A 20,284-nucleotide genomic window follows, 5' to 3' on the forward strand; every position below is an offset into this window, starting at 1 on the left:
ACGAAGCTAAGCAGTATATTAAAGACAATCAATTAATCTATCAGGACAATGCAGACGAAAATAGAGAACTGGTGCAGGAATAATATTGATAAGGTTTTACACTTTATTGTCGGGCTTCTTTTGGCTCAATTGGCTTATTTGTGCGTATGGTTTATTGTATTGCCTCTATTGATAGGCATTGCAAAGGAATTGTACGATAAGTATGTGCGTAAGACTGGCTTTAATTGGTTGGATATAGTGGCGACAGCTTTAGGTTGTATGCCTATTGGTATAATTTATTTAATTGGTGTTTAAATGGTATTTAACTGATTCTAAAATGCAGAAAGTCTCACATTATGAGACTTTCTTTTATTTGGTGGTGTGTGCGTTTTTAGGTAGGTTTGGTTTTAATTTATAGTAGGTTTGGTTTTTGCAATTCTGGTTGTGGGTGCGGAAGTAGGATAATAATGTTTTCTGCCCGGATGCCATACCCAGCAAAAGATTCTTTACATCTTCGGCTGTTACACCGTCTCTTACTGCCGACAACTCTCGGTAATACGACAGGGCAGATGCTCTGATCTCGTCTAACTGTCGGTTAATCTCGTTTGCTGTATGGCTTTTACCTGTGGCACGACCAGATGCCCACAGGTTTGCCGGAACGGTCATTTTTGCACTAAAGATGGTTTCGGAGAATTTTCCAATTGAAAGCCTTATCATTACTGGGCTTTTTCCATCCTTTTTCGTTTCGTTTCTTTTCAGGTAGAATATCGTACCCAACAAGCAGATTTCGGAGAAACGGGGTAACTCAACTGACAGTCAGTAAAATATGCTTAAATCTGCTTTGATTTACCAAGAACGAAAAACACGAATTAAGCAGAATAAAGCAGGTGGACGGTTTCCAAATCGTTACCCGATTGAATTGTATATTTATTAATAACAGGTTCTTTTTCAGCGTTCTGCGTAATTTTGCATAGCAACAGATAACTCAATTAAAAGTAATTTTGTAACCAAAAAGAATTGAGTTATGCGGAACACATTTAAAGTGCTGTTTTACGTGAACAGCAGTAAGGAAAAGAACGGCGTTGCACCCATTCTGGGGCGCATCACGGTGAACGGGCAGGCTGCCCAGTTCAGTTGTAAACAAACGGTTGCCCTCTCCCTGTGGGATGCCAAAGCAAACCGTGCCAAAGGCAAGGGAGCGGAAGCGCAGAAAATCAACCACGCCTTAGACAAAATCAAGGCGAAGATTATCGAGCATTACGGACAAATCAGGGAACGGGAAGGCTTTGCCACTGCCGAAATGGTAAAGAACGCCTATCAGGGCATCGGCAACGAGTATGAAACCCTTTTATCCGCTTTTGACAAGCACAATGCCGATTTCAGCAAACGGGTGGGCAAAGACCGTGCAAAGGGTACGTATCATAAATACTGTATCGTGCGCAACCACTTGGCAAATTTTATCGGGTCGTATTACAAGCGCAAGGATATGGCGATGAAAGAACTGACGGAAGATTTTATCCGACAGTTCGATATTTACCTGCGTACCGAAGTCGGTCTTTCCCCGTCAGGCGTATGGATGTACACCGTCCCGTTGAAGATGATTGTTACCCGTGCCCATTGCGATGGACATCTGCACCGCAACCCCTTTGCCAACTACCATGCCAGCCCCCAAGTAAAGGAACGCCAGTTCCTGACGGAAGAAGAATTGCAGACGATGATTAACTATCCGTTTTCCAAACCCTCATTTGCCAAGATGCGGGATATATTCGTATTCGGCTGCCTGACGGGCATCTCATTCATCGACATCAAGAACCTGACAACCGATAATCTGGTAAATATCAATGGCAATTGGTGGATTGTGGCAAAGCGGAAGAAGACAAAAATTCCGTTCCGTGTGATGCTGTTGGATAGCGCATTACGGATAATTGAGCGTTACGAACCATTCAGGAAAGGTAACTATCTGTTTGATTTCCTTGGCAACCAACACGCGAACCGCAAGCTGAAACAGATAGCCAAAGCCTGCGGTATTGAGAAGCATCTGGTCTTTCACCTTGCAAGACATAGAAAGTCCTTTAACTGCATGGATTTCAGTGTATTGCAAAGCTGACTTTGCCGACAGGTAACGATTTAGAAACCAGCTATCGTTATTCGCTGATTAGCTTCGTTTTCAACAATACATTAAGAGCGTCTTATTAATGCAAAGGTACAAAATAATCTCTGATTTGCCAATAATCTGAAAGACATCTTTATCCTTTAAATTCATTGTAATATAAAAGTCTGCGGCTCAAATCACCTAAAATTTGACCGTAATCACTATCTTTGCATTAGAAATTTAGAATTTTAACGGATTTATCCGTTTAGATATAACATAACGTTCGCTGAACGTCTCGACACGAAAACTGGCACTTTTCAAAACAGACGAGACAACAGATGCAATGTTCATGCTATACGAAAGTATAGCGTGGGCTCTATCTGTTTCGTCTGTGGGTATGCCAGTACCTCGTGTCGGAATGGTGTGAGTTCCACGCTTCTTTTTTGCGTGTTACTCCGGTGAACATAACAAGAGTAAATAACGCAAATATTATCAACATGAAGAAAAAGATTATCCTTTACATCGCCGCGTCTATTGACGGGCGAATCGCCGAACCGGACGGCGGTATTGAGTGGCTTTCGGAATTCCCTATTACCGAAGAAATGAATTATGGTTACAAAGAATTTATGGATTCGATTGATACGATTATCATGGGCGGTCGCTCTTGGCGGGAGTTATCGAATATGGACGCTATGGGTGCGTATGCCAACAAAGCGGTTTATGTGGTTTCCCGCCATAATTGGGGAGAGAAAGAAAACCTTAAATTCATTACAGAAAATGTGATTGAACGTATTGTCGATCTGCGTAATGAACAGGGAAAGGACATTTGGCTATTTGGGGGTGGCGAATTGATTTCGATGCTGCTTGTCGAAAATTTGATTGATGAAATGCAGATTTGCTACATTCCCATCATTTTAGGCGAAGGCATATCTTTATTTCGCGATCAACACAAAGAATCACGTTGGAGATTGACTCAAAGCAAGGTATATGATTCTGGCATTCTTAAAGTTGATTATCAAAGAATAAAAATAAAACCATAAGCTAAAATTTAGGATTTTGAAGAAAATTCGTAATTTTGTAGTGGAAAAATTTTGGCTGAATGTCTGAAAATGTAGAAATATTGTTACAAGCAAGGGACATAAAACCGACTGCTATGCGTATGCTTATTTTAAAGAATATGCTTGGCTTTTCACGGGCATTCAGTTTGGCAGACTTGGAAACTGTAATGGAGACTGTCGATAAATCAACGATTTTTCGTACTATTATCCTTTTCCATGAAAAACAACTGATCCATAGCATTGATGATGGTTCAGGGGCTATAAAATACTCCGTATGCAGCAGTAATTGCAGTTGCAGCATCGGTGATTCACATGCTCACTTTTACTGTTTACATTGCAATAAAACTTTCTGCTTGGAAAAAGTTGCTGTTCCCGATTTAAACTTTCCTGACAACTTGGTTCCGGTAAGTATAAACTTTGTCATTAAAGGGTTTTGTGAAGATTGTAAGATGTTTGCAACTTAGTTGCAAAACAAAATCACTATCTTTGTCGCATGAAAATATTCGCAGCCATACTTGCATTATTTATTTTATCACTTTCGGCTAACACTTTTGACGGAATTGAGTGTTTGTGCCAGAAATATGAGATTGCAGCGAATATAGACGGAAATCAACAAAGCGATGATGGCTCATGTACCAACGGTTGTTCTCCTTTTCATTTATGCCATATTTGTTCAGGCTTTATTTTATCTTCAACAGTTCTTATTGTAAAACCAGTGTCGAACAATACGTCTTCTACTCCGGTTTACCATCCTCAACAATTTATACCAGTATTCTACGGGAATATTTGGCAACCGCCAAAAATCGGTTAATTATCACCTTTTTTAAGGGACAAAATTTACGTTGAACACACTTATTATTGTTCGACGAAGTAATTTTTGTATTCAATAAAGTTGTCAATAATTAATCCGAATAATATATGTTCGATAAAATCATCAAGTTCTCAATTGAGAACAAACTTATAATTGGTGTCCTAACACTGGCACTAATTATTTGGGGAACCATATCCGTGGTGCGGCTGCCAGTGGATGCTACCCCCGACATTACCAATAATCAGGTGCAAATAATCACACAAGCCCCTACTCTGGGTGCGCAGGAGGTGGAACAGTTTATTACTACGCCCATCGAGCTGGCTATGGCTAACATCCCCGATGTGATTGAAAAACGGAGTATAAGCCGTAGTGGTATTTCCGTTATTACTATCGTGTTTAAAGATGACGCCGACATCTATTGGGCACGACAGCAAATAAGCCAGCAATTAAAAGAAGCTGAATCGCAAATTCCTAAAGGCTTGGGAGAACCGACCTTAGCCCCTATTTCGACAGGCTTAGGCGAAATATATCATTATGTTATCCATACAAAAGAAGGATACGAAGATAAGTACACCAGTACCGACTTACGCACTATACAGGACTGGATTGTAAAACGCCAACTGGCAGGAACCGAAGGTTTAGCTGAAGTGAGTGGTTGGGGTGGTTATGTGAAAGAATACGAAATAGCATTAGATAATGATAAACTGGCTTCAACGAATGTAAACATCCCTGAAATTTACGAAGCACTAGAAAAGAACAATGAGAATACAGGCGGAAGTTATATAGAACAAGGCAGTAACTACAACTTTATCCGTGGCATCGGTTTAGTCAAAACCTTATCCGACATAGAGCGGATTGTCATTAAAAACACCAACGGTACACCCATTCTAATTAGAGATGTAGCCGAAGTACGTTTCGGAACGGCAATACGCTATGGAGCTGTAACCCGTAACGGAGAGGGTGAAGTGGTAGCGGGTATTACATTGATGTTGAAAGGCGAAAATTTTTCGCAAGTAATAGCCAATGTTAAAGAGCGGATGGAGCAAATCCAAAAGAGCCTTCCCGAAGGTGTAGTTATAGAACCCTTTATCGACCGTACTGAACTGGTTGGTCGTGCTATGGGAACCGTAGAAAAGAATCTCCTTGAAGGGGGGCTAATTGTCATCTTCGTATTGGTATTGTTGTTGGGAAATTTCAGAGCAGGATTAATTGTCGCCTCGGTAATTCCCCTTTCAATGCTCTTTGCCGTAAGTATGATGAATATATTCGGTGTGAGCGGAAACCTGATGAGCTTAGGAGCAATCGACTTCGGGTTGATTGTGGATGGGGCGGTTATCATAGTCGAAGCCATTGTCCACCGCATTACAGGAAAGAACTTGTTATTTAGTAAAGATAAACCCATGCTTACCCAAGCCGAAATGAACAAAGAGGTTTACACTGCCGCTTCAAAAATCCGAAATACTGCTATGTTCGGAGAAATTATCATCCTCATTGTTTATCTGCCCATCTTATCGTTAGTAGGCATCGAAGGCAAGATGTTCAAACCTATGGCTCAAACAGTATCGTTTGCCATACTCGGTGCATTTATTCTGTCATTAACCTATGTACCAATGGTGAGCGCATTGTTTTTAAGTAAGAAAACCTTTCACAAAGAAAACTTTTCCGACCGCATTATCAACACTCTCAAACGTTGGTATCGTCCTGTTTTGGATTTCAGTTTGCGTTGGAAAAAAACGGTTATCTTGTCAATGATTGTGCTGTTTATCGTCAGCCTCGGCGTATTCAACCGTTTGGGCGGTGAGTTTATCCCCACTTTGGAAGAAGGAGACTTAACTGTCGAAATTAGTATGATACAGGGAACTTCGCTAACACAGGTAATCGAAACCTTCGGTATGGCTGAGAAAATATTGAAAGATAAATTTCCCGAAGTAAAACAAGCCGTAACCCGTATCGGTAGTGCAGAAATACCCACCGATCCGATGCCTATCGAGCGAGGCGACATGATGCTATCCATGATGCCAAAGGAAGAATGGACAACGGCTGATAGCCGAGAAGAAATGATGGAAGCAATGGAAGAAGCCTTAGAGGTAATTCCGGGCATAAATGTAGAACTGACACAACCGATGCAGATGCGTTTCAACGAATTGATAACAGGTATTCGTCAGGACGTAGCCATTAAAATTTATGGTGAAGATTTAGAAGTGCTTTCCGCACAGGCGGAAAAAGTAGCTAGTTACATTAAAAATGTAGAAGGTGTAAGCGAGCCATTTGTAGAAAAAGTAACAGGATTACCGCAAATACAAGTGGAGTATAATCGCGACAAAATAGCGGCTTACGGTCTTACCATAAGTGATGTGAACTCTGTACTACGAACGGCTTTTGCCGGAAACGTAGCGGGTGTGGTATTTGAAGGCGATAGGCGTTTTGATATGGTCGTTCGCCTGAAAAACGATTTGCGTAGTGATTTGGCTAATCTCGAAAACTTATTCGTAATATTGCCATCAGGCAATCGTATTCCACTTAACCAAGTAGCTGAAATATCCTATAAAACTGCTCCCGCGCAAATCAGCCATGAAGATGGACAACGCAGGATATATGTCGGATTTAATGTTCGCGGTCGCGACGTGGAAAGCACCGTTGAAGAAATTCAACAAATACTGGATAATAAACTAAAACTTTCGGCTGGGTACTATTATACCTATGGGGGGCAGTTTCAGAATCTAAAAGAAGCTAAAGATCGTTTGATGATTGCTGTTCCTGCTGCTTTATTGCTCATTTTTGTACTATTATTCTTTACGTTCCGTAATGTGAAATTAGCCCTGCTTATTTTTACTGCTATCCCTCTTTCTGCTGTCGGCGGAATATTCGCCCTGTGGCTGCGGGATATGCCATTCAGCATATCTGCTGGCGTTGGATTTATTGCCCTATTTGGGGTTGCCGTACTTAACGGTATTGTGCTGATCGGACAGTTCAAACAATTGAAAGAAGAAGGTATGGATGATCTTTACCAACAAGTGCGAACGGGAACTGCCATTCGATTGCGTCCTGTAATTATGACTGCGTTAGTAGCCTCGCTTGGTTTCTTGCCTATGGCTCTTTCCACCAGTGCGGGAAGCGAAGTCCAAAAACCACTGGCAACGGTAGTTATTGGCGGATTGATAACGGCAACTATACTTACCTTGTTGGTACTGCCTGCACTCTACATTATATTCAATTCAAAAATCAACTTAAAGCGCAGAATAATGAAAATAGGAAAATCAACAACCTTGCCGATAATCGTTCTGCTAATTACATTTTCTCTGTTTTCTGTCAAAAATGCAAATGCTCAAAGCAACCGTAAATCCTTACAGGAATGTATTGATATAGCCTTGACAGGAAATCTGCAAATTCGTTCGGCAGGTTTAGGAATAGAACAAGCGAAGGCATTGCAGGGAACAGCATTTAATCCGGGAAAAACAGGCATTGAGTTTGCCCAAGAACCCATTATGCCCGGTTTGACTGATAGAAAGATAGGCATTACGCAAACATTTGAGTTCCCGACTGTTTATACAAGTCAAAGCAAAATGCTGAAACAGGAAACTCTATTGGCAGAAAAATCGAAAAGTATTACACAAAATGAAATCGTGCGCGAAGTATCTGGAGCTTATTACAATATGCTTCACGCATTACAAACGGTCAATATTTTACAACAGCAAGACAGCATTTATGCCGATTTTTCGCAAAAGGCAACCGTTCGCTATAATACGGGTGAAAGTAGCCAACTGGAAAAAATGAATGCAGAAAGCAGGTATCAGGAAAATCGCTTGCAACTTAATCAAGCTATTTCAACATTGGCAAGCCGTCAATTAGAGATGCAAAGGCTACTTAATACCGGAGAAGCTATTATACCGCAAGAAGACGAGTCGAAAAAACTTCCTGACTTCGTTTCGTTAGATGTAGAATCGATATCGGTTAATCCAATGATAGGTTATTTCGATCAACAACTGAACGTAAGTATGGCACAGGCAAATGTAGAAAAGAATAAGCTACTACCCGATATTTTTGGCGGATATAACTTTAGTGATTCCAAAGTTCCGGGCTTTCAAATAGGAATCAGCATACCACTATTTTTCGGGGCACAACGCTCTAAAATCAAAGCAGCCAATATAAGAAGCACACAAATCAGTATGGAAAGGCAGCAAGCCTTACAATCTCTGCAAAATGCTTATGCCGTACAATACAATGAATATCTTAAAGCTAAAGAAAGTTTGACATACTACGAAACCGCAGGAATAACACAAGCCAATGATATGGTACGGATTGCCAATGCGTCCTACCAAATCGGAGAAATTGGCTACATGGAGTACATTCAAAATCTGCAAACGGCTATCGGTATCAAATTGCAGTATGCCGAAGCGATGAATCGTTTCAACCAGTCAATCATTTTGTTAAACTATTTAAAAGGGAATCAGTAAAATGAAAACAATAATAAAATCAATTGCAGCACTTCTTTTGCTGGCAGCTATAATCGGCTTTTCATCGTGTACAGAAAGCGGTAAAAAGCAGGAAGAAACTTCAACAGAAGAAAGCCATTCGGAAGCCATTGAAGTGTCCGAAGAACAAATGAAAGCCGTTGGCATAGAATTAGGAACGGTGGAAATGAAAAACCTTAACAGCGTAGTAAAAGCAAGCGGGCAGATGGCTTTGTTACCTCAGAATAAGGCTGATGTTACATCGTTAGCGGCAGGAATCATCACGCAAATTAAGGTTATCGAAGGAACTCCTGTGAGAAAAGGACAGACCGTTGCCCTATTGGAAAATCTCGAAATCGTGAAGCTGCAAGAAGCTTATCTCGCTCAAAAGCAAGAACTGGCTTTCAGCTATCAGGAATACGAACGCCAACAAGAATTAAGTAATCAAAATGCAGGAACGGGAAAAGTATTTCAACAGGCTACATCCAAATATGAAACAGATAAGGCGCGACTTGCAGGGCTTGAAACCCAACTACGCCAACTGAATATAAACCCGCAGATGGCAGTAGCGGGAAATTTTGTCACACAAATTCCCATCCTTGCCCCCATTAATGGCGTGGTCGGCGAAATCCATATCAAAACAGGAAGCTATGCCGATATGCAAACCCCGTTAATGGAAATCACAAACAATTCGCAAATACAGTGCAATATACAGGTGTTTGAGAAAGATTTCCCCAAAGTAAAAACGGGGCAGCAAGTGGAAATTGTCCTTACCAACATGGAAAAGAAATCTATTTCGGGAAAGGTTTACAGCATCAACCAGTCGTTTGAGAACGACAGTAAATCCATTACCATACACGTAAAATTAGATAACCGAGACGGTGTTAAATTACTTCCCGGTATGTATGTTTCAGCACTGATTAACATCGGCAATCAACTTGTAAAAGCCGTACCTGTCAATGCCGTTGCTCATGCAGAAGGTAAGCAGTTTATCTTTTTATTTACCGGAACAGAAGAAAGATGTAATGATCCTGATTGCAAAGAAGAATGTGATGATGAAGGTAAAGTTTTCCAGTTCAAAAAAGTGGAAGTGATAATCGGCACAACGGAATTGGGCTACGTGGAAATTACACCTTTGGAAACGATTCCCGAAAATGCAGAAATTATTTCAAAAGGAGCATTTTACATTATGTCTAAAATAAGTGGCGGGGAAGAGGAAGAGGAAGAATAATAATCAGAAAATTTAAGATTATGAATATGAAAGAAGAAAAATCAAATGTTACAGCAAATGACCGTGGTTCTTCCTGTTCGTGTGACAGTAAAAAACAGGAAGAAAGCAGCACATGGCGAAAATATATGCCTGTGGCAATCAGTTTTGTAATATTGATTGTAGGTATTGTACTTGATAACTGCATCAAAACAAGCTTCTTCAAGGGATACATTCGTTTGGCATGGTATATAACTGCCTATCTACCTGTGGGTTTACCTGTGGTTCTGGAAGGCTGTAAAGCCCTTTCCAATAAGGACTTTTTTACTGAATACACATTGATGGTTATTGCTACTGTCGGTGCGTTTTTCATTGGCGAATACCCCGAAGGTGTAGCCGTGATGTTGTTTTATGCTGTCGGAGAATTATTTCAGGAAAACGCGGTAAATCGGGCGAAAAGAAGCATCAGCGCATTACTGGATGTACGCCCCGAAACAGCCGATGTTGTGAAAGGTGATTCACTGGAAACCGTTTCACCTGATAACGTAAATATTGAAGATATCATTGAGGTAAAAGTTGGCGGCAGGGTTCCTCTCGATGGTATTCTGCAAAGTGAATCCGCATCTTTCAATACCGCTGCACTTACAGGTGAGAGCGTTCCACGTACCATTCGCAAAGGAGAAGAAGTTTTAGCAGGAATGATTGCTACCGATAATGTTTCAAGAATTGTAGTAACGAAACCTTTTGGACAAAGTGCCTTAGCGCGTATTCTTGACCTTGTTCAGAGTGCAACAGAGAAGAAAGCTCCTGCCGAACAGTTTATACGGAAGTTTGCAAGAATCTATACGCCCATCGTGGTTGCATTGGCAGCATTGATTATATTACTGCCAATGGTCTATTCAACCATAAGTCCTGCATTCGTTTATAATTTTAATGACTGGCTATACCGAGGGCTTGTTTTCTTGGTTATATCATGCCCTTGTGCTTTGGTTATCAGTATTCCACTTGGGTATTTTGGTGGTATTGGTGCTGCATCGCTCCACGGAATCTTATTCAAAGGGAGCAACTATCTGGAAGCCATAACAAAAGTCAATACGGTAGTTATGGACAAAACAGGAACGCTGACACAAGGCGTTTTTAACGTTCAGAAAATAGTTCCTGCAAACCATAATACCGAAACAGACCTGATAAAGTTGGTTGCATCGGTAGAAACGCAAAGCACGCATCCGATAGCCAAAGCGATTGTTGAATATGTAAATCAACAAAGTATTGAAATTACAAGACCGAATACTGTAAATGAAGTCGCAGGATATGGCTTACAGGCATCAATCGACAATAAAGCAATATTAGTAGGCAATCCCAAATTATTAATTAAAAACGGAATTGAGTTTCCACAGGAGATAGCCGCCACACCCGAAACGATTGTCGTTTGTGCCGTCGATGGTTTATATGCAGGTTATATTCTCGTAGCGGATGCACCTAAAGCAGATGCAGCCACTGCGGTTAATGCTTTAAGAGAATTAGGTATCAAAAATATAGTGATGCTGTCCGGAGATAAGCAAGCTATCGTTTCAAAATTGGCGACAGAATTAAGTATACATCATGCTCACGGAGATTTGCTTCCAGAAGGGAAGGCAGAGTATATAGAGCAGTTGAAAGCTGATCCTTCAAACAATATTGCATTTGTAGGGGATGGAATAAATGATGCCCCTGTTCTTGCATTAAGTAATGTGGGTATTGCAATGGGCGGATTGGGTAGTGATGTTGCCATTGAAACAGCCGATGTTATTATACAAACCGATCAACCGAGTCTAATTGCGACTGCTATTGAAATAGGTAAAGCAACACGCCGAATTGTCATTCAAAATATAAGCCTTGCATTCGGGGTAAAACTGATTGTGTTGATTTTAGGAGCGGGCGGCATAGCGACATTGTGGGAGGCAGTGTTTGCAGACGTAGGTGTATCACTTTTAGCAATCCTTAATGCTGTTAGAATTTTAAAAATGAAATTCTAAGGAATATTGTATAGAATATAAATATTATCCAAAGCAGTTCAATAAGTAATGGAAATATGTTTTATCAGAGAAATTACGATTGAAGCCCTGTCTTTACAAAATAAAGTACGAAATTATGATTCATTTTACTTCCCAGCTTAAAAAAGAAATAGATGCCAAGATTGGGCAAATAGAATGCTCTGAAATCAGTATGATTAACAAATCTTTGGAGGCTTCTCATATCCTTACTGAAGTATTCAATCAGTTGAAAATATTTATCCTGTCATACACTTTTAAAGATGAGGAAGAAGAAGTATTATTTTTCAAAGAAATAAAACCCCGATTTTGTTCCCGCTTGATATACTATCGAAAGATCTATAACATTGAGATAAACCGTCCTGCGGGCATAGAAAAGCAACGGGAATACCTATGTGAAATGCTAAATGATATAAACAGATACAACTGCAAGCGGCTCGATTTTATACGCTACTACCGGTCAAGTTCATCACATTTGGATTCACTTTATTTCCTACGTGGTCAGACAAATGCAGAACAATATCTGGAAACGTTTCGCCATGAATTTGACTTGAATTTTTCTACCAACTGCGATTTTAAGGTTGCAAAAATTTTGGCGAATGATATGCTTTCTGCTTATTTAATGGACGAAATAGAACTACTGAAAGACAATGGGATTAAAATTTTCACTAATGGTTTTCCTGCCACCAAAATAACATGGATGGGAAGTAAAGCGGAATTACAGGAACAAATCTTCTCATGGGACTGCGCAGGAATATTCGGAAAAGTACCACAAACACAACTGTTTGACTATATCCAAAATGTATTCAATATTCAGTTAGACCGTAACCTCTCACGAAGTTTCGATGACCTGAAAATACGGAATACACCTACACCATTTCTTGATAAACTAAGAAACGCCCTACTACGGCGTATGGGAAGAAAATAACGGATACCGATGTCGGTATTTTTAATAGAACGCCCGATTTTGATGCTAATTTAGGTCAAAATCGGGTGTTTTAGCGTATAATCCGTATTATACCGACCTTTTCCTGTTTTTTATTACCACTTTTCAATGAAGAATCCACTTTTAATTCATTGTAAATAAGTCAATTGAAAAATATATTCAAGAAAAGTCATACCGACCTCGTTAGCGACTATTGAGAAACACCCGAACTTTGCAGTGAATCAATAAGTTGCAAATATGAAAGTAATAACGATAGAATCGGAAGCGTACAAAAGGCTGGTGCGAAAAATCGAATGTATTCATTCCGATATAAAAAAGCAGGCGAAAGAGAAATCAGCCCCGCAACCCGATCCTTCGGAAATTTGGGTAAGCGACCAAGAAGCCGCAACCATATTGCAGGTAAGTAAACGTACTATGCAGCGATTACGCAGTAATGGAGAAATAACATATTCCATTCGGGGCGGTAAAGCGAGATACACGTTGGCAGAGGTTAAACGTCTGTTATCCGGTCGTGTGATAAGGAATAATAAAACGGAAGGAGGCAAGCCATGAGTGAGGAAAACGAAGGATTAAGAGATTGGATGCGGGAATGGTTCGAGCAATTCATGGGGCGTTTCGACCGGTTGGATAAATTTATGGATATAATGAGCGGACGACATAACGTATTGAATGGCGAACGGCTTTTGGATAATCAGGATTTGTGCCAACTGCTGAATGTGAGCAAACGGACATTGCAACGCTACCGCTCTGCGGGTGAACTGACCTACATAACCATTCACCATAAGATATTCTACACAGAGAAAAATGTAGAAAAATTCATACGCGACCATTTCGCCAAAGGCGATAATGACAGTGAAACAGAACTTGAACCTGAACCATCCGGTTAGTTTTTCTTGATTGATCCATTGTTGAAACCCCGTTTTGTCGTGAGATAGAGCGGGGTTGATTATTTATGACTGACAAACACTAAAAAAGGCGGATTGCTCCGCCTTAAAAACTGTTTCCGGTTCAGTTATGAGTGCCGGAACACATAACCGTCATCGAACCAGTAGTCGGTCATAAACAAATCGCGGGCGAACTTTTCATAGTCAAAGTAAGTTTTCGCAAATTCCGGCAGGTCGTAGCATTCTTCAACGACTTCATACGCATAATCTTCTTCATCTTTATACGCGCCCTGAAAGTCATCCTCGAAAGAGGAAATAAGGTCGTTTATATCTTTGGAACTAAGATCGTAGCTTTCGTGGTTCAGCCAAACCTCGAATGCTGCTTTTTTATCATCGTCCATATCGTCTATGGCTTCGATAATTTCAAAGATGTTATCAGACAGCCAACTTTCCTGTATTAAACCGGAGGGTATATATTCCCAATCCTGAAACATTAATTCAGGGTCTTGTTCGTCCTTGTGTAACTCGCGGCAAGCCTCATAAAATTCTTCTTTATCGGAATAATCCGAAAGGTCTAACCACTTGCCTTCTATTGAACCTTCATTATACTTAGCGTAAGTTCCTACATAAATCCGTGCTTCTGATATATTTTCCATAACCTTAATTTTTAATCGGCATTGCCGGGTTGATTTTTTATTCAGGTGCATTTCCGGTGTAGGAATTAGGGCTGTCAAGTATTCACGGACAAAATACTACCCTGAATTTATACAGCGTGGAGATTTTTCCGGGAACCTGCAAGGCTTGTACTTTACTGCCCGTAAAGATTCCGTAAACACCTTTGCGCCATGATAGAAAATAACCCTCTTGGGCGATGCCGTATGTATTAAGGTGGATAATTTGAAATGCCGGATTTATACTACTTACGCTTATGAATGAAGGTGCTTAATTCATGAGTGGGTGCCTGCCATAACCGATAAGGAAGATAAAAGAAGCTGCCGTTTCAACCGGACGAAAGCAGAACCGTTAATAGTATAAGATTGGGAATACCCGATATATAGGGGAAAACAATGTCGCTTTATATACAAATGTGAGCCTTTGATATGGACGAAAAAAAGGCATCCGAAGCCTTGCCCCGGATGCCCACCACTAAAAGATCAATGTTAAACGACTATTCCGAATCGTAAAACAAAGTCTTTCAGTGGCAAAGATACGATTAAGCGAGAACAGTGCAAAATTCATTTTAGCATTGTCGAGCGTGAGTATCTTATGAAAAGATAATGAAGATTTTACTTAGAACGTCGTTTTTTGCTACCACCTTTATTCTGTGGGAACTCAAAGACCGTTTTATAGTCCGCATCGAACTTGACTGCTGCCTCGAAAGTGCTTCCTGTTTTACTGCTTACGAAACCTTTAATAAGGGCAGTCTTGCCGTTCATCAAAAGGTCTGTCAGTTGCCCGTCCGTCAGTTCCTTTTTAGCAATGGAACGCCACACGGTAAGCCCGCAGTTTTCATTCTGACACTTGGCGACTTTATTATAGATAACCACATTCCCGCTCTTGCATTTCGGGCAAGGGTATGACTGGCGGTTACTCTGCCGTTCAAAAGTCATATCAAGCAATTCCGCCGTTATCTGCGAAGCATAAACCTCTATTGCTTTATGGAATGTCGAAGCCTCCATATCGCCCGATGCGATCTTATTCAGGGCTTGTTCCCATTGCCCTGTCATAGCAACGTCCGCTATCTTCTTATCCTTTACCGCCAGATAGACCACCAGCCCCTTGTTTGTCGGGACAAGGGATTTCTTTTCACGTACGATATATTCACGCGAAAACAACGTTTCGATAATGCTTGCACGGGTGGCGGGTGTTCCGATACCGCAATCCTTCATCGCTTCGCGTTCTTCTTCATTCTCTACCTCTTTGCCTGCACTTTCCATAGCCGCAAGCAACGAACTTTCCGTGTGAAGCGGGCGGGGCTTGGTTTGCTTCTCCTGTATCTCGCAATCACGGATAGACAGGCTATCGTCTTCAATGAGGGCGGGTAAAACTGCCGTATCGACCTCATCGTTTGGCTCGTCCTTAGAGTTAAACACTGACCTCCAACCGGGGACGAGCGTAACGCTTCCTTTGCATGAAAAGTGTACACCGCCTGCGTCAAGCGAAACGGTGGTGTTCTCTTTGATGCAACGTTCGCCGAAGGCTTCAAGCATACGCCCGGCAACCATATCGTAGATAAGCTGTTCATCTTTGGATAATCCGGTAGCCGGATCTTCTGTAATAATCAGCGCATGGTGGTCGGTAACTTTCGTATTGTCCACCGAACGGGTATTAAGCGTTGTATCGAACCTGCTGTCGATATACGCACCAAAAAGAGGATGCGAACGAAGCATAGCGATCAGGTGCGGTATTTCCTCCAGTACATCTTCGGAGATATATCGGCTACCTGTTCGTGGGTACGATATTTTTTTCGCTTCATATAATGCCTGTGCTATCGTCAGGGTCTTATCTGCCGAAAAGCCATGCTTGCTATTGGCTTCCTTTTGAAGCGTGGTAAGGTCATACAGCAAGGGCGGTTCCTGTTTGACCTCTTTACGCTCTACGCCTGTAATATTAACCGCTCCGGCAGCTTTGACCTGTGCCGTAACTTCTTCGGCAATGGTTCGGGTAACGAACTTATCCACCGAAAGGGCGGGAAATGCCACAGCATCTTTCGCCGTGTGGAGTTTCAGGCGGAAATAGGTTTGCGGCTTGAAATCCTTGTTTTCAAGGTAACGGCTGCAAATAATCGCCAGTGTCGGGGTCTGCACCCTGCCGAGCGACCAGACACCATAACCTGCCGAAATAGAAAGTGCCTGACTTGCATTCAGTCCTACTAACCAGTCAGCGGTACTGCGGGCTTTCGCCGAAGCATACAGGTTATCGTAATCACTTCCGGGACGGAGGGTTTGGAATCCGTCTCGGATGGCACGATCGGTAAGCGAACTTATCCACAAACGGCGAAACGGAAGTGAACTGCCTATATACTCAAATATATAGCGGAATATGAGTTCTCCTTCACGTCCGGCATCGGTAGCCACGATAATTTCATCCCCAAGATTGAACAACTCTTTGATTACTTTAAGCTGTTTCATCACGCCGGGGTCATTCTTATACTCCTTGCCCTCTTTTACCTGACGGGGCAACAGCTTAAATTCTTTCGGGAGTATCGGCAGGTTCTCACGCTTAAAGCCCTCGATGCCGTAATGCTCCGGCATGGCAAGCCCGACCAAATGCCCGAAAGCCCACGTAACGGCATACCCGTTACCCTCTATATAGCCATCTTTTTTATTGTTTGCGCCGACTATGGCTGCTATACTCTTAGCCACAGACGGTTTTTCTGCAATTATAATTTTCATTTTAACATTGATTTTTTAGTGGTTTGAATAATGGATTACATTTTACGCCCTTTCCCTTTCTTCGGAGCGGCAGGGGATTGTTTCTGTTCCTGCCTCTGCTCTTTTTTCTCCGCTTGCTTTTCGGTAGGCTGCGACTGCCCTTTCTTTAGCGGTTCGGTGGAATGTTTGGTCGCTTCGTTGGTCTTACCCTCGTTATTGACGGCGACCTGCGTTTTGCTCTCGGCTGCGGGTTTGATGTTCTGTGTATTCTGCGCCGCTTGCTTCGCTTCAATAGCCCGTACCTGATCGGGGTGCTTCGTGGTATGGCGAACTTTCCCTCTGTTTTCGTCAATCCATACCCACGCATTGTACTTCTGCCCTTTCTGGTCGGTAGCTTCAACCTTTTGCGTTCCCGAAGCATCCGCCTGTTGTTTGGGTTTCTGTGATTCCATGTCCTTGACAAAGACAGGTTCTTTGTTACACAGCTTGTCGAAATCCTCACGGGAAAGTTGTACGCCGCCCTGTTTGGAATAGACCCATATCTCACTGAGTTTGCGGGCTTTAGGCATTTTTTGTTCCTGCCCCTCGCCCTGCTTGGCTCGCCGCTCTTGATTGAACTGCTGGCGTTGCTCATCGCTGAACTTGAAATCAAAGTTTTTACTGGCGGCGTTGTACTGAACGAAGCGGTCAATCTTTGAAGGTTGTTCGCCTTGTTTCACTTTCTTATCCATACCCTCAATCCAAACGGCTTTACCCTCTTTCAATCCTTGCTGTTGTTCTTCGGAAAGTGGGGCATTTTTCAAGGTCTGCGGAATATAAATATCCTTCAGCGCCATAGCCTCAAAGCGGTTGGTAAGTTTGTCAAGGGAGATAAGCGAAGGCACTTTTTCGCCTCCGGCTATGGGTTCGAGATCGAACACACGCCCGCCATGTCCTGTCTTTTGGAACTGCTCTTTATCCTGCTCGGTAAAGACAACTCCCATGAACGGCTTTTCAAAATCGGGCTGTTCCTGTTTGGGATGGGTAGCGATTTTGATGCTGCCGTCCGGTTGCTGTTCCAGTGATAAGCGGGCTTGCATGGGAAATTCCTGTCCGTCAACGGCAGGCTTAATATCGACCAGACCGGGCGACTTATGTCCGTAAACCATTGCTTTGAGAGCATCCTGCAAGCTCTCACCGGAAACTCCCAACTTTTCAACTTCTTTCCAGTTGAGCTTATTCAGGTCTAAGGGTTGATACTTGCCTGTAAACTCTACCTCTATGCGTATCTTACCGTCAAATTTGACACGGTACGGGTCGAGTGCCTTGTCTTTGTGGTCGATACGGATTAGTTTGTCGAGGAAAGCCGCAACCTTATCTACGGCAGATGCGGTAACAGCATAAACGCCCGTGTGCGATGGGTGGCTGAACTGTGCCGAAAACTTCTTGAAGAAATTCTCCAACGCATTGCCGTTGGTATCAATCTTCATAAACTGGTCGGCATTCTCTTTCTTGGGATCGACCGTTTTTAGCTTGCCGTCCTGTTCTCCTGCGATGACTTTAAGTTTGCCATCTTCGCCTTGTGTCAGAAAGACTTTAGGCTCTTCATTTTTTACTTTTTTTTCGTCCATAATAAATGTGTTTTTATTCTGCATTAATAGTAATGCAGAACGAAAGTAAGGCTAAGTAATGGATTGACTGCAAGGATTTAAGGCGGTGGATGCTTGTGTCCGGGGTTGTCTGGGGAAGTTTTGAAAATCGGGATGTTTTTGCCTTCCTGTTTTGCTATTCAAACCGGAAAAGAACCGTACTTTTGTGAAGTTTTATACGATACAAATAATGAGTAAAAAGAAATTGCCGGGACATTACTGTAAAATCTGCGGGGCACACAAAGCCAACGAAAAATTCAGTGGCAAAGGACACGCAAAGCATATCTGTAAAGAATGCGATGCTCTGCCGCAGGAAAAGAAAAATGAGATGCAGTATATAAACCGTATCTTAGGCATTGCCGGGAAATATCCCCGGTCGAAAGCGGATTGGGAACTACTTAGAAAATATGCAAGAAGCACAAAGTACCCCGAAGCTGCTGAACTTGCCAAAGATATATTAGGGTGGAATACTTCAAAAGGAGATTCGGAAGGTTCATTCGATATAGAGAATGAAGATATATTTTTCGATGCTGCTGCTATAGACTACCTTCCTGTATTTTCCGAGAAAAAGAAATTTTCTGAACTCGATAGCTATGAGAAAATGGTGCTAAGGGATTATATTTATTCGGCGATTACCGAACATCTGGAATATTCGGATAAATTACTGAATGAAAGTGAATTGGTTGAAATAAAGAAACGAATGATAGTTTACCTTGAAGAAGAGCATAATATCACTTTAAAGAACGATGCTACCCTTAGGCAATTCTTTCAGGCGAATGCAACAAATATTATCAATAAATTACAGAAAAAGAGAGAGGATAGCCAGTAAAAATCGACTATCCTCTTTATTGTCATTAATTGTTGTAATAGAAACTATTCATCTTCTTTTTTCGGTAACAAATGCCGCAAGTTCTCATCATTACGAATGCGCTCTAACTCATCAACTACAATCTGTTTAGCTTCGGCTTTAATCCGGTCGTAATTCTCCTTAATCATTTCTTTCATGCGATCAACGCCGTTTTCATCTACAAAATTGGTGATAACGGGTATTTTGCGGTACGCCTTCGTTTCAGCAGAAACACGCTCGTTATCGACTACGATTTCACAATGAAAAATCTTCTGCTCAATACGCTCATCGAAATTATCCGCTACCGCACCAACAAACATACCCTGTGTAAGATTGGATATTTTAGACGGTGGTATCAGACTATCCATTTGGGTAGAAATGGAAGTCGATTTATCATTACGGTTTATCGTCATCGACTGGCGTTTCTGTAACACTTTCCCGAAACGGTCGGAAAGCGTTTTCGCCGTATCGCCGACTACCTGACCGGAAAAGATATTGCCTACGGTGTTCATCACGACAGCCGCTTCCTTATCGCCATAGTCGCGCTTTAGCTGCGAAAAATCCTGAAAGCCCAATAGCACGGCAACTTTGTTGCTCCGGGCGGTGGCTATCAGGTTGTCAAGTCCCTTAAAGTAAATAGTCGGCAACTCGTCAATGATAACCGAAGATTTGAGTTGCCCCTTTTTGTTAATCAGCTTCACAATGCGACTGTTGTACAATCCCAACGCTGCACCATAGATATTTTGGCGGTCGGGATTATTACCTACCACCAACATCTTAGGGTCGTCCGGATTATTAATATCCAGCGTAAATTCATCGCCCGACATCACCCAATATAATTGTGGACTAATCATACGGGAGAGCGGTATTTTCGCACTCGCAATCTGCCCATAGGCTAAGCACCCGGCGCCTTGCCCCCTTTCACAGTGGTAGGTTTCCAAGCACTCGCCTCCGAACCGTACGTACACGTCTCCATG

16 protein-coding genes and 1 pseudogene are annotated in these 20,284 nt (G+C 42.0%); 12 read left to right on the forward strand and 5 right to left on the reverse strand.

Annotated features, from left to right (window positions below):
• Nucleotides 1-48 precede the first annotated feature (48 nt).
• The gene (locus tag D0T84_RS17385) at nt 49-294 is read left to right on the forward strand and encodes a hypothetical protein (protein WP_163309133.1); all 246 of its coding nucleotides are present in this window, start codon (nt 49-51) and stop codon (nt 292-294) included.
• Nucleotides 295-426: 132 nt separating this feature from the next.
• Here the strand turns inward: D0T84_RS17385 and D0T84_RS17390 are convergent.
• Nucleotides 427-765, reverse strand: a pseudogene (locus D0T84_RS17390) (Arm DNA-binding domain-containing protein); the annotation flags it as partial.
• A 238-nt stretch (nt 766-1,003) separates the two neighbouring features.
• On the opposite strand from D0T84_RS17390, the gene D0T84_RS17395 reads away from it, so the two are divergent.
• The 10 genes from D0T84_RS17395 to D0T84_RS17440 all read left to right on the forward strand — a co-directional run bounded on the left by D0T84_RS17395 (nt 1,004) and on the right by D0T84_RS17440 (nt 13,461).
• Nucleotides 1,004-2,086, forward strand: a complete 1,083-nt coding sequence (locus D0T84_RS17395) for a site-specific integrase (protein ID WP_163309134.1) — start codon at nt 1,004-1,006, stop codon at nt 2,084-2,086.
• Nucleotides 2,087-2,568: 482 nt separating this feature from the next.
• Nucleotides 2,569-3,111 (forward strand): dihydrofolate reductase family protein, encoded by a 543-nt coding sequence (locus D0T84_RS17400; protein WP_163309135.1) that lies wholly within the window; start codon nt 2,569-2,571, stop codon nt 3,109-3,111.
• Nucleotides 3,112-3,170: 59 nt separating this feature from the next.
• On the forward strand, nt 3,171-3,593 hold the full coding sequence (locus D0T84_RS17405; protein ID WP_163309136.1) for a Fur family transcriptional regulator: 423 nt from the start codon (nt 3,171-3,173) through the stop codon (nt 3,591-3,593).
• A gap of 29 nt (nt 3,594-3,622) precedes the next feature.
• Complete coding sequence (locus tag D0T84_RS17410; RefSeq protein WP_163309137.1) at nt 3,623-3,940, forward strand: hypothetical protein; 318 nt, start codon at nt 3,623-3,625, stop codon at nt 3,938-3,940.
• 107 nt (nt 3,941-4,047) lie between these two features.
• A complete protein-coding gene (locus tag D0T84_RS17415) occupies nt 4,048-8,394 on the forward strand; it encodes a CusA/CzcA family heavy metal efflux RND transporter (protein ID WP_163309138.1) in 4,347 nt (1,448 codons plus the stop codon).
• 1 nt (nt 8,395) lies between these two features.
• The gene (locus tag D0T84_RS17420; protein WP_163309139.1) at nt 8,396-9,622 is read left to right on the forward strand and encodes an efflux RND transporter periplasmic adaptor subunit; all 1,227 of its coding nucleotides are present in this window, start codon (nt 8,396-8,398) and stop codon (nt 9,620-9,622) included.
• Between the two features lie 20 nt (nt 9,623-9,642).
• Nucleotides 9,643-11,613 (forward strand): heavy metal translocating P-type ATPase, encoded by a 1,971-nt coding sequence (locus D0T84_RS17425; protein WP_370525520.1) that lies wholly within the window; start codon nt 9,643-9,645, stop codon nt 11,611-11,613.
• 115 nt (nt 11,614-11,728) lie between these two features.
• Nucleotides 11,729-12,556, forward strand: coding sequence for an RteC domain-containing protein (locus D0T84_RS17430; RefSeq protein ID WP_163309140.1), 828 nt, complete (start codon nt 11,729-11,731; stop codon nt 12,554-12,556).
• Nucleotides 12,557-12,811: 255 nt separating this feature from the next.
• A complete protein-coding gene (locus tag D0T84_RS17435; protein WP_163309141.1) occupies nt 12,812-13,126 on the forward strand; it encodes a helix-turn-helix domain-containing protein in 315 nt (104 codons plus the stop codon).
• Nucleotides 13,123-13,461 carry a helix-turn-helix domain-containing protein gene (locus tag D0T84_RS17440; RefSeq protein WP_163309142.1) on the forward strand — a complete coding sequence of 113 codons (339 nt, stop codon included), beginning with the start codon at nt 13,123-13,125 and terminating at the stop codon, nt 13,459-13,461. The genes D0T84_RS17435 and D0T84_RS17440 overlap by 4 nt, the downstream gene beginning before the upstream one ends.
• A gap of 125 nt (nt 13,462-13,586) precedes the next feature.
• Here the strand turns inward: D0T84_RS17440 and D0T84_RS17445 are convergent, their stop codons facing one another.
• From D0T84_RS17445 to D0T84_RS17455, 3 genes are all read right to left on the reverse strand, one after another.
• Nucleotides 13,587-14,114 carry an antirestriction protein ArdA gene (locus D0T84_RS17445; RefSeq protein WP_163309143.1) on the reverse strand — a complete coding sequence of 176 codons (528 nt, stop codon included), beginning with the start codon at nt 14,112-14,114 and terminating at the stop codon, nt 13,587-13,589.
• Nucleotides 14,115-14,744: 630 nt separating this feature from the next.
• Nucleotides 14,745-16,853 carry a type IA DNA topoisomerase gene (locus tag D0T84_RS17450; protein ID WP_163309144.1) on the reverse strand — a complete coding sequence of 703 codons (2,109 nt, stop codon included), beginning with the start codon at nt 16,851-16,853 and terminating at the stop codon, nt 14,745-14,747.
• A gap of 35 nt (nt 16,854-16,888) precedes the next feature.
• Nucleotides 16,889-18,442 carry a DUF4099 domain-containing protein gene (locus tag D0T84_RS17455; RefSeq protein WP_163309145.1) on the reverse strand — a complete coding sequence of 518 codons (1,554 nt, stop codon included), beginning with the start codon at nt 18,440-18,442 and terminating at the stop codon, nt 16,889-16,891.
• A 208-nt stretch (nt 18,443-18,650) separates the two neighbouring features.
• On the opposite strand from D0T84_RS17455, the gene D0T84_RS22470 reads away from it, so the two are divergent.
• A complete protein-coding gene (locus tag D0T84_RS22470; protein WP_185155765.1) occupies nt 18,651-19,289 on the forward strand; it encodes a hypothetical protein in 639 nt (212 codons plus the stop codon).
• A 44-nt stretch (nt 19,290-19,333) separates the two neighbouring features.
• Here the strand turns inward: D0T84_RS22470 and D0T84_RS17465 are convergent.
• On the reverse strand, nt 19,334-20,284 hold a 951-nt coding region (locus tag D0T84_RS17465; protein ID WP_163309146.1), incomplete at its 5' end, for a TraM recognition domain-containing protein.

It is taken from the genome of Dysgonomonas sp. 521, assembly GCF_010501055.1.
GTDB lineage: Bacteria > Bacteroidota > Bacteroidia > Bacteroidales > Dysgonomonadaceae > Dysgonomonas.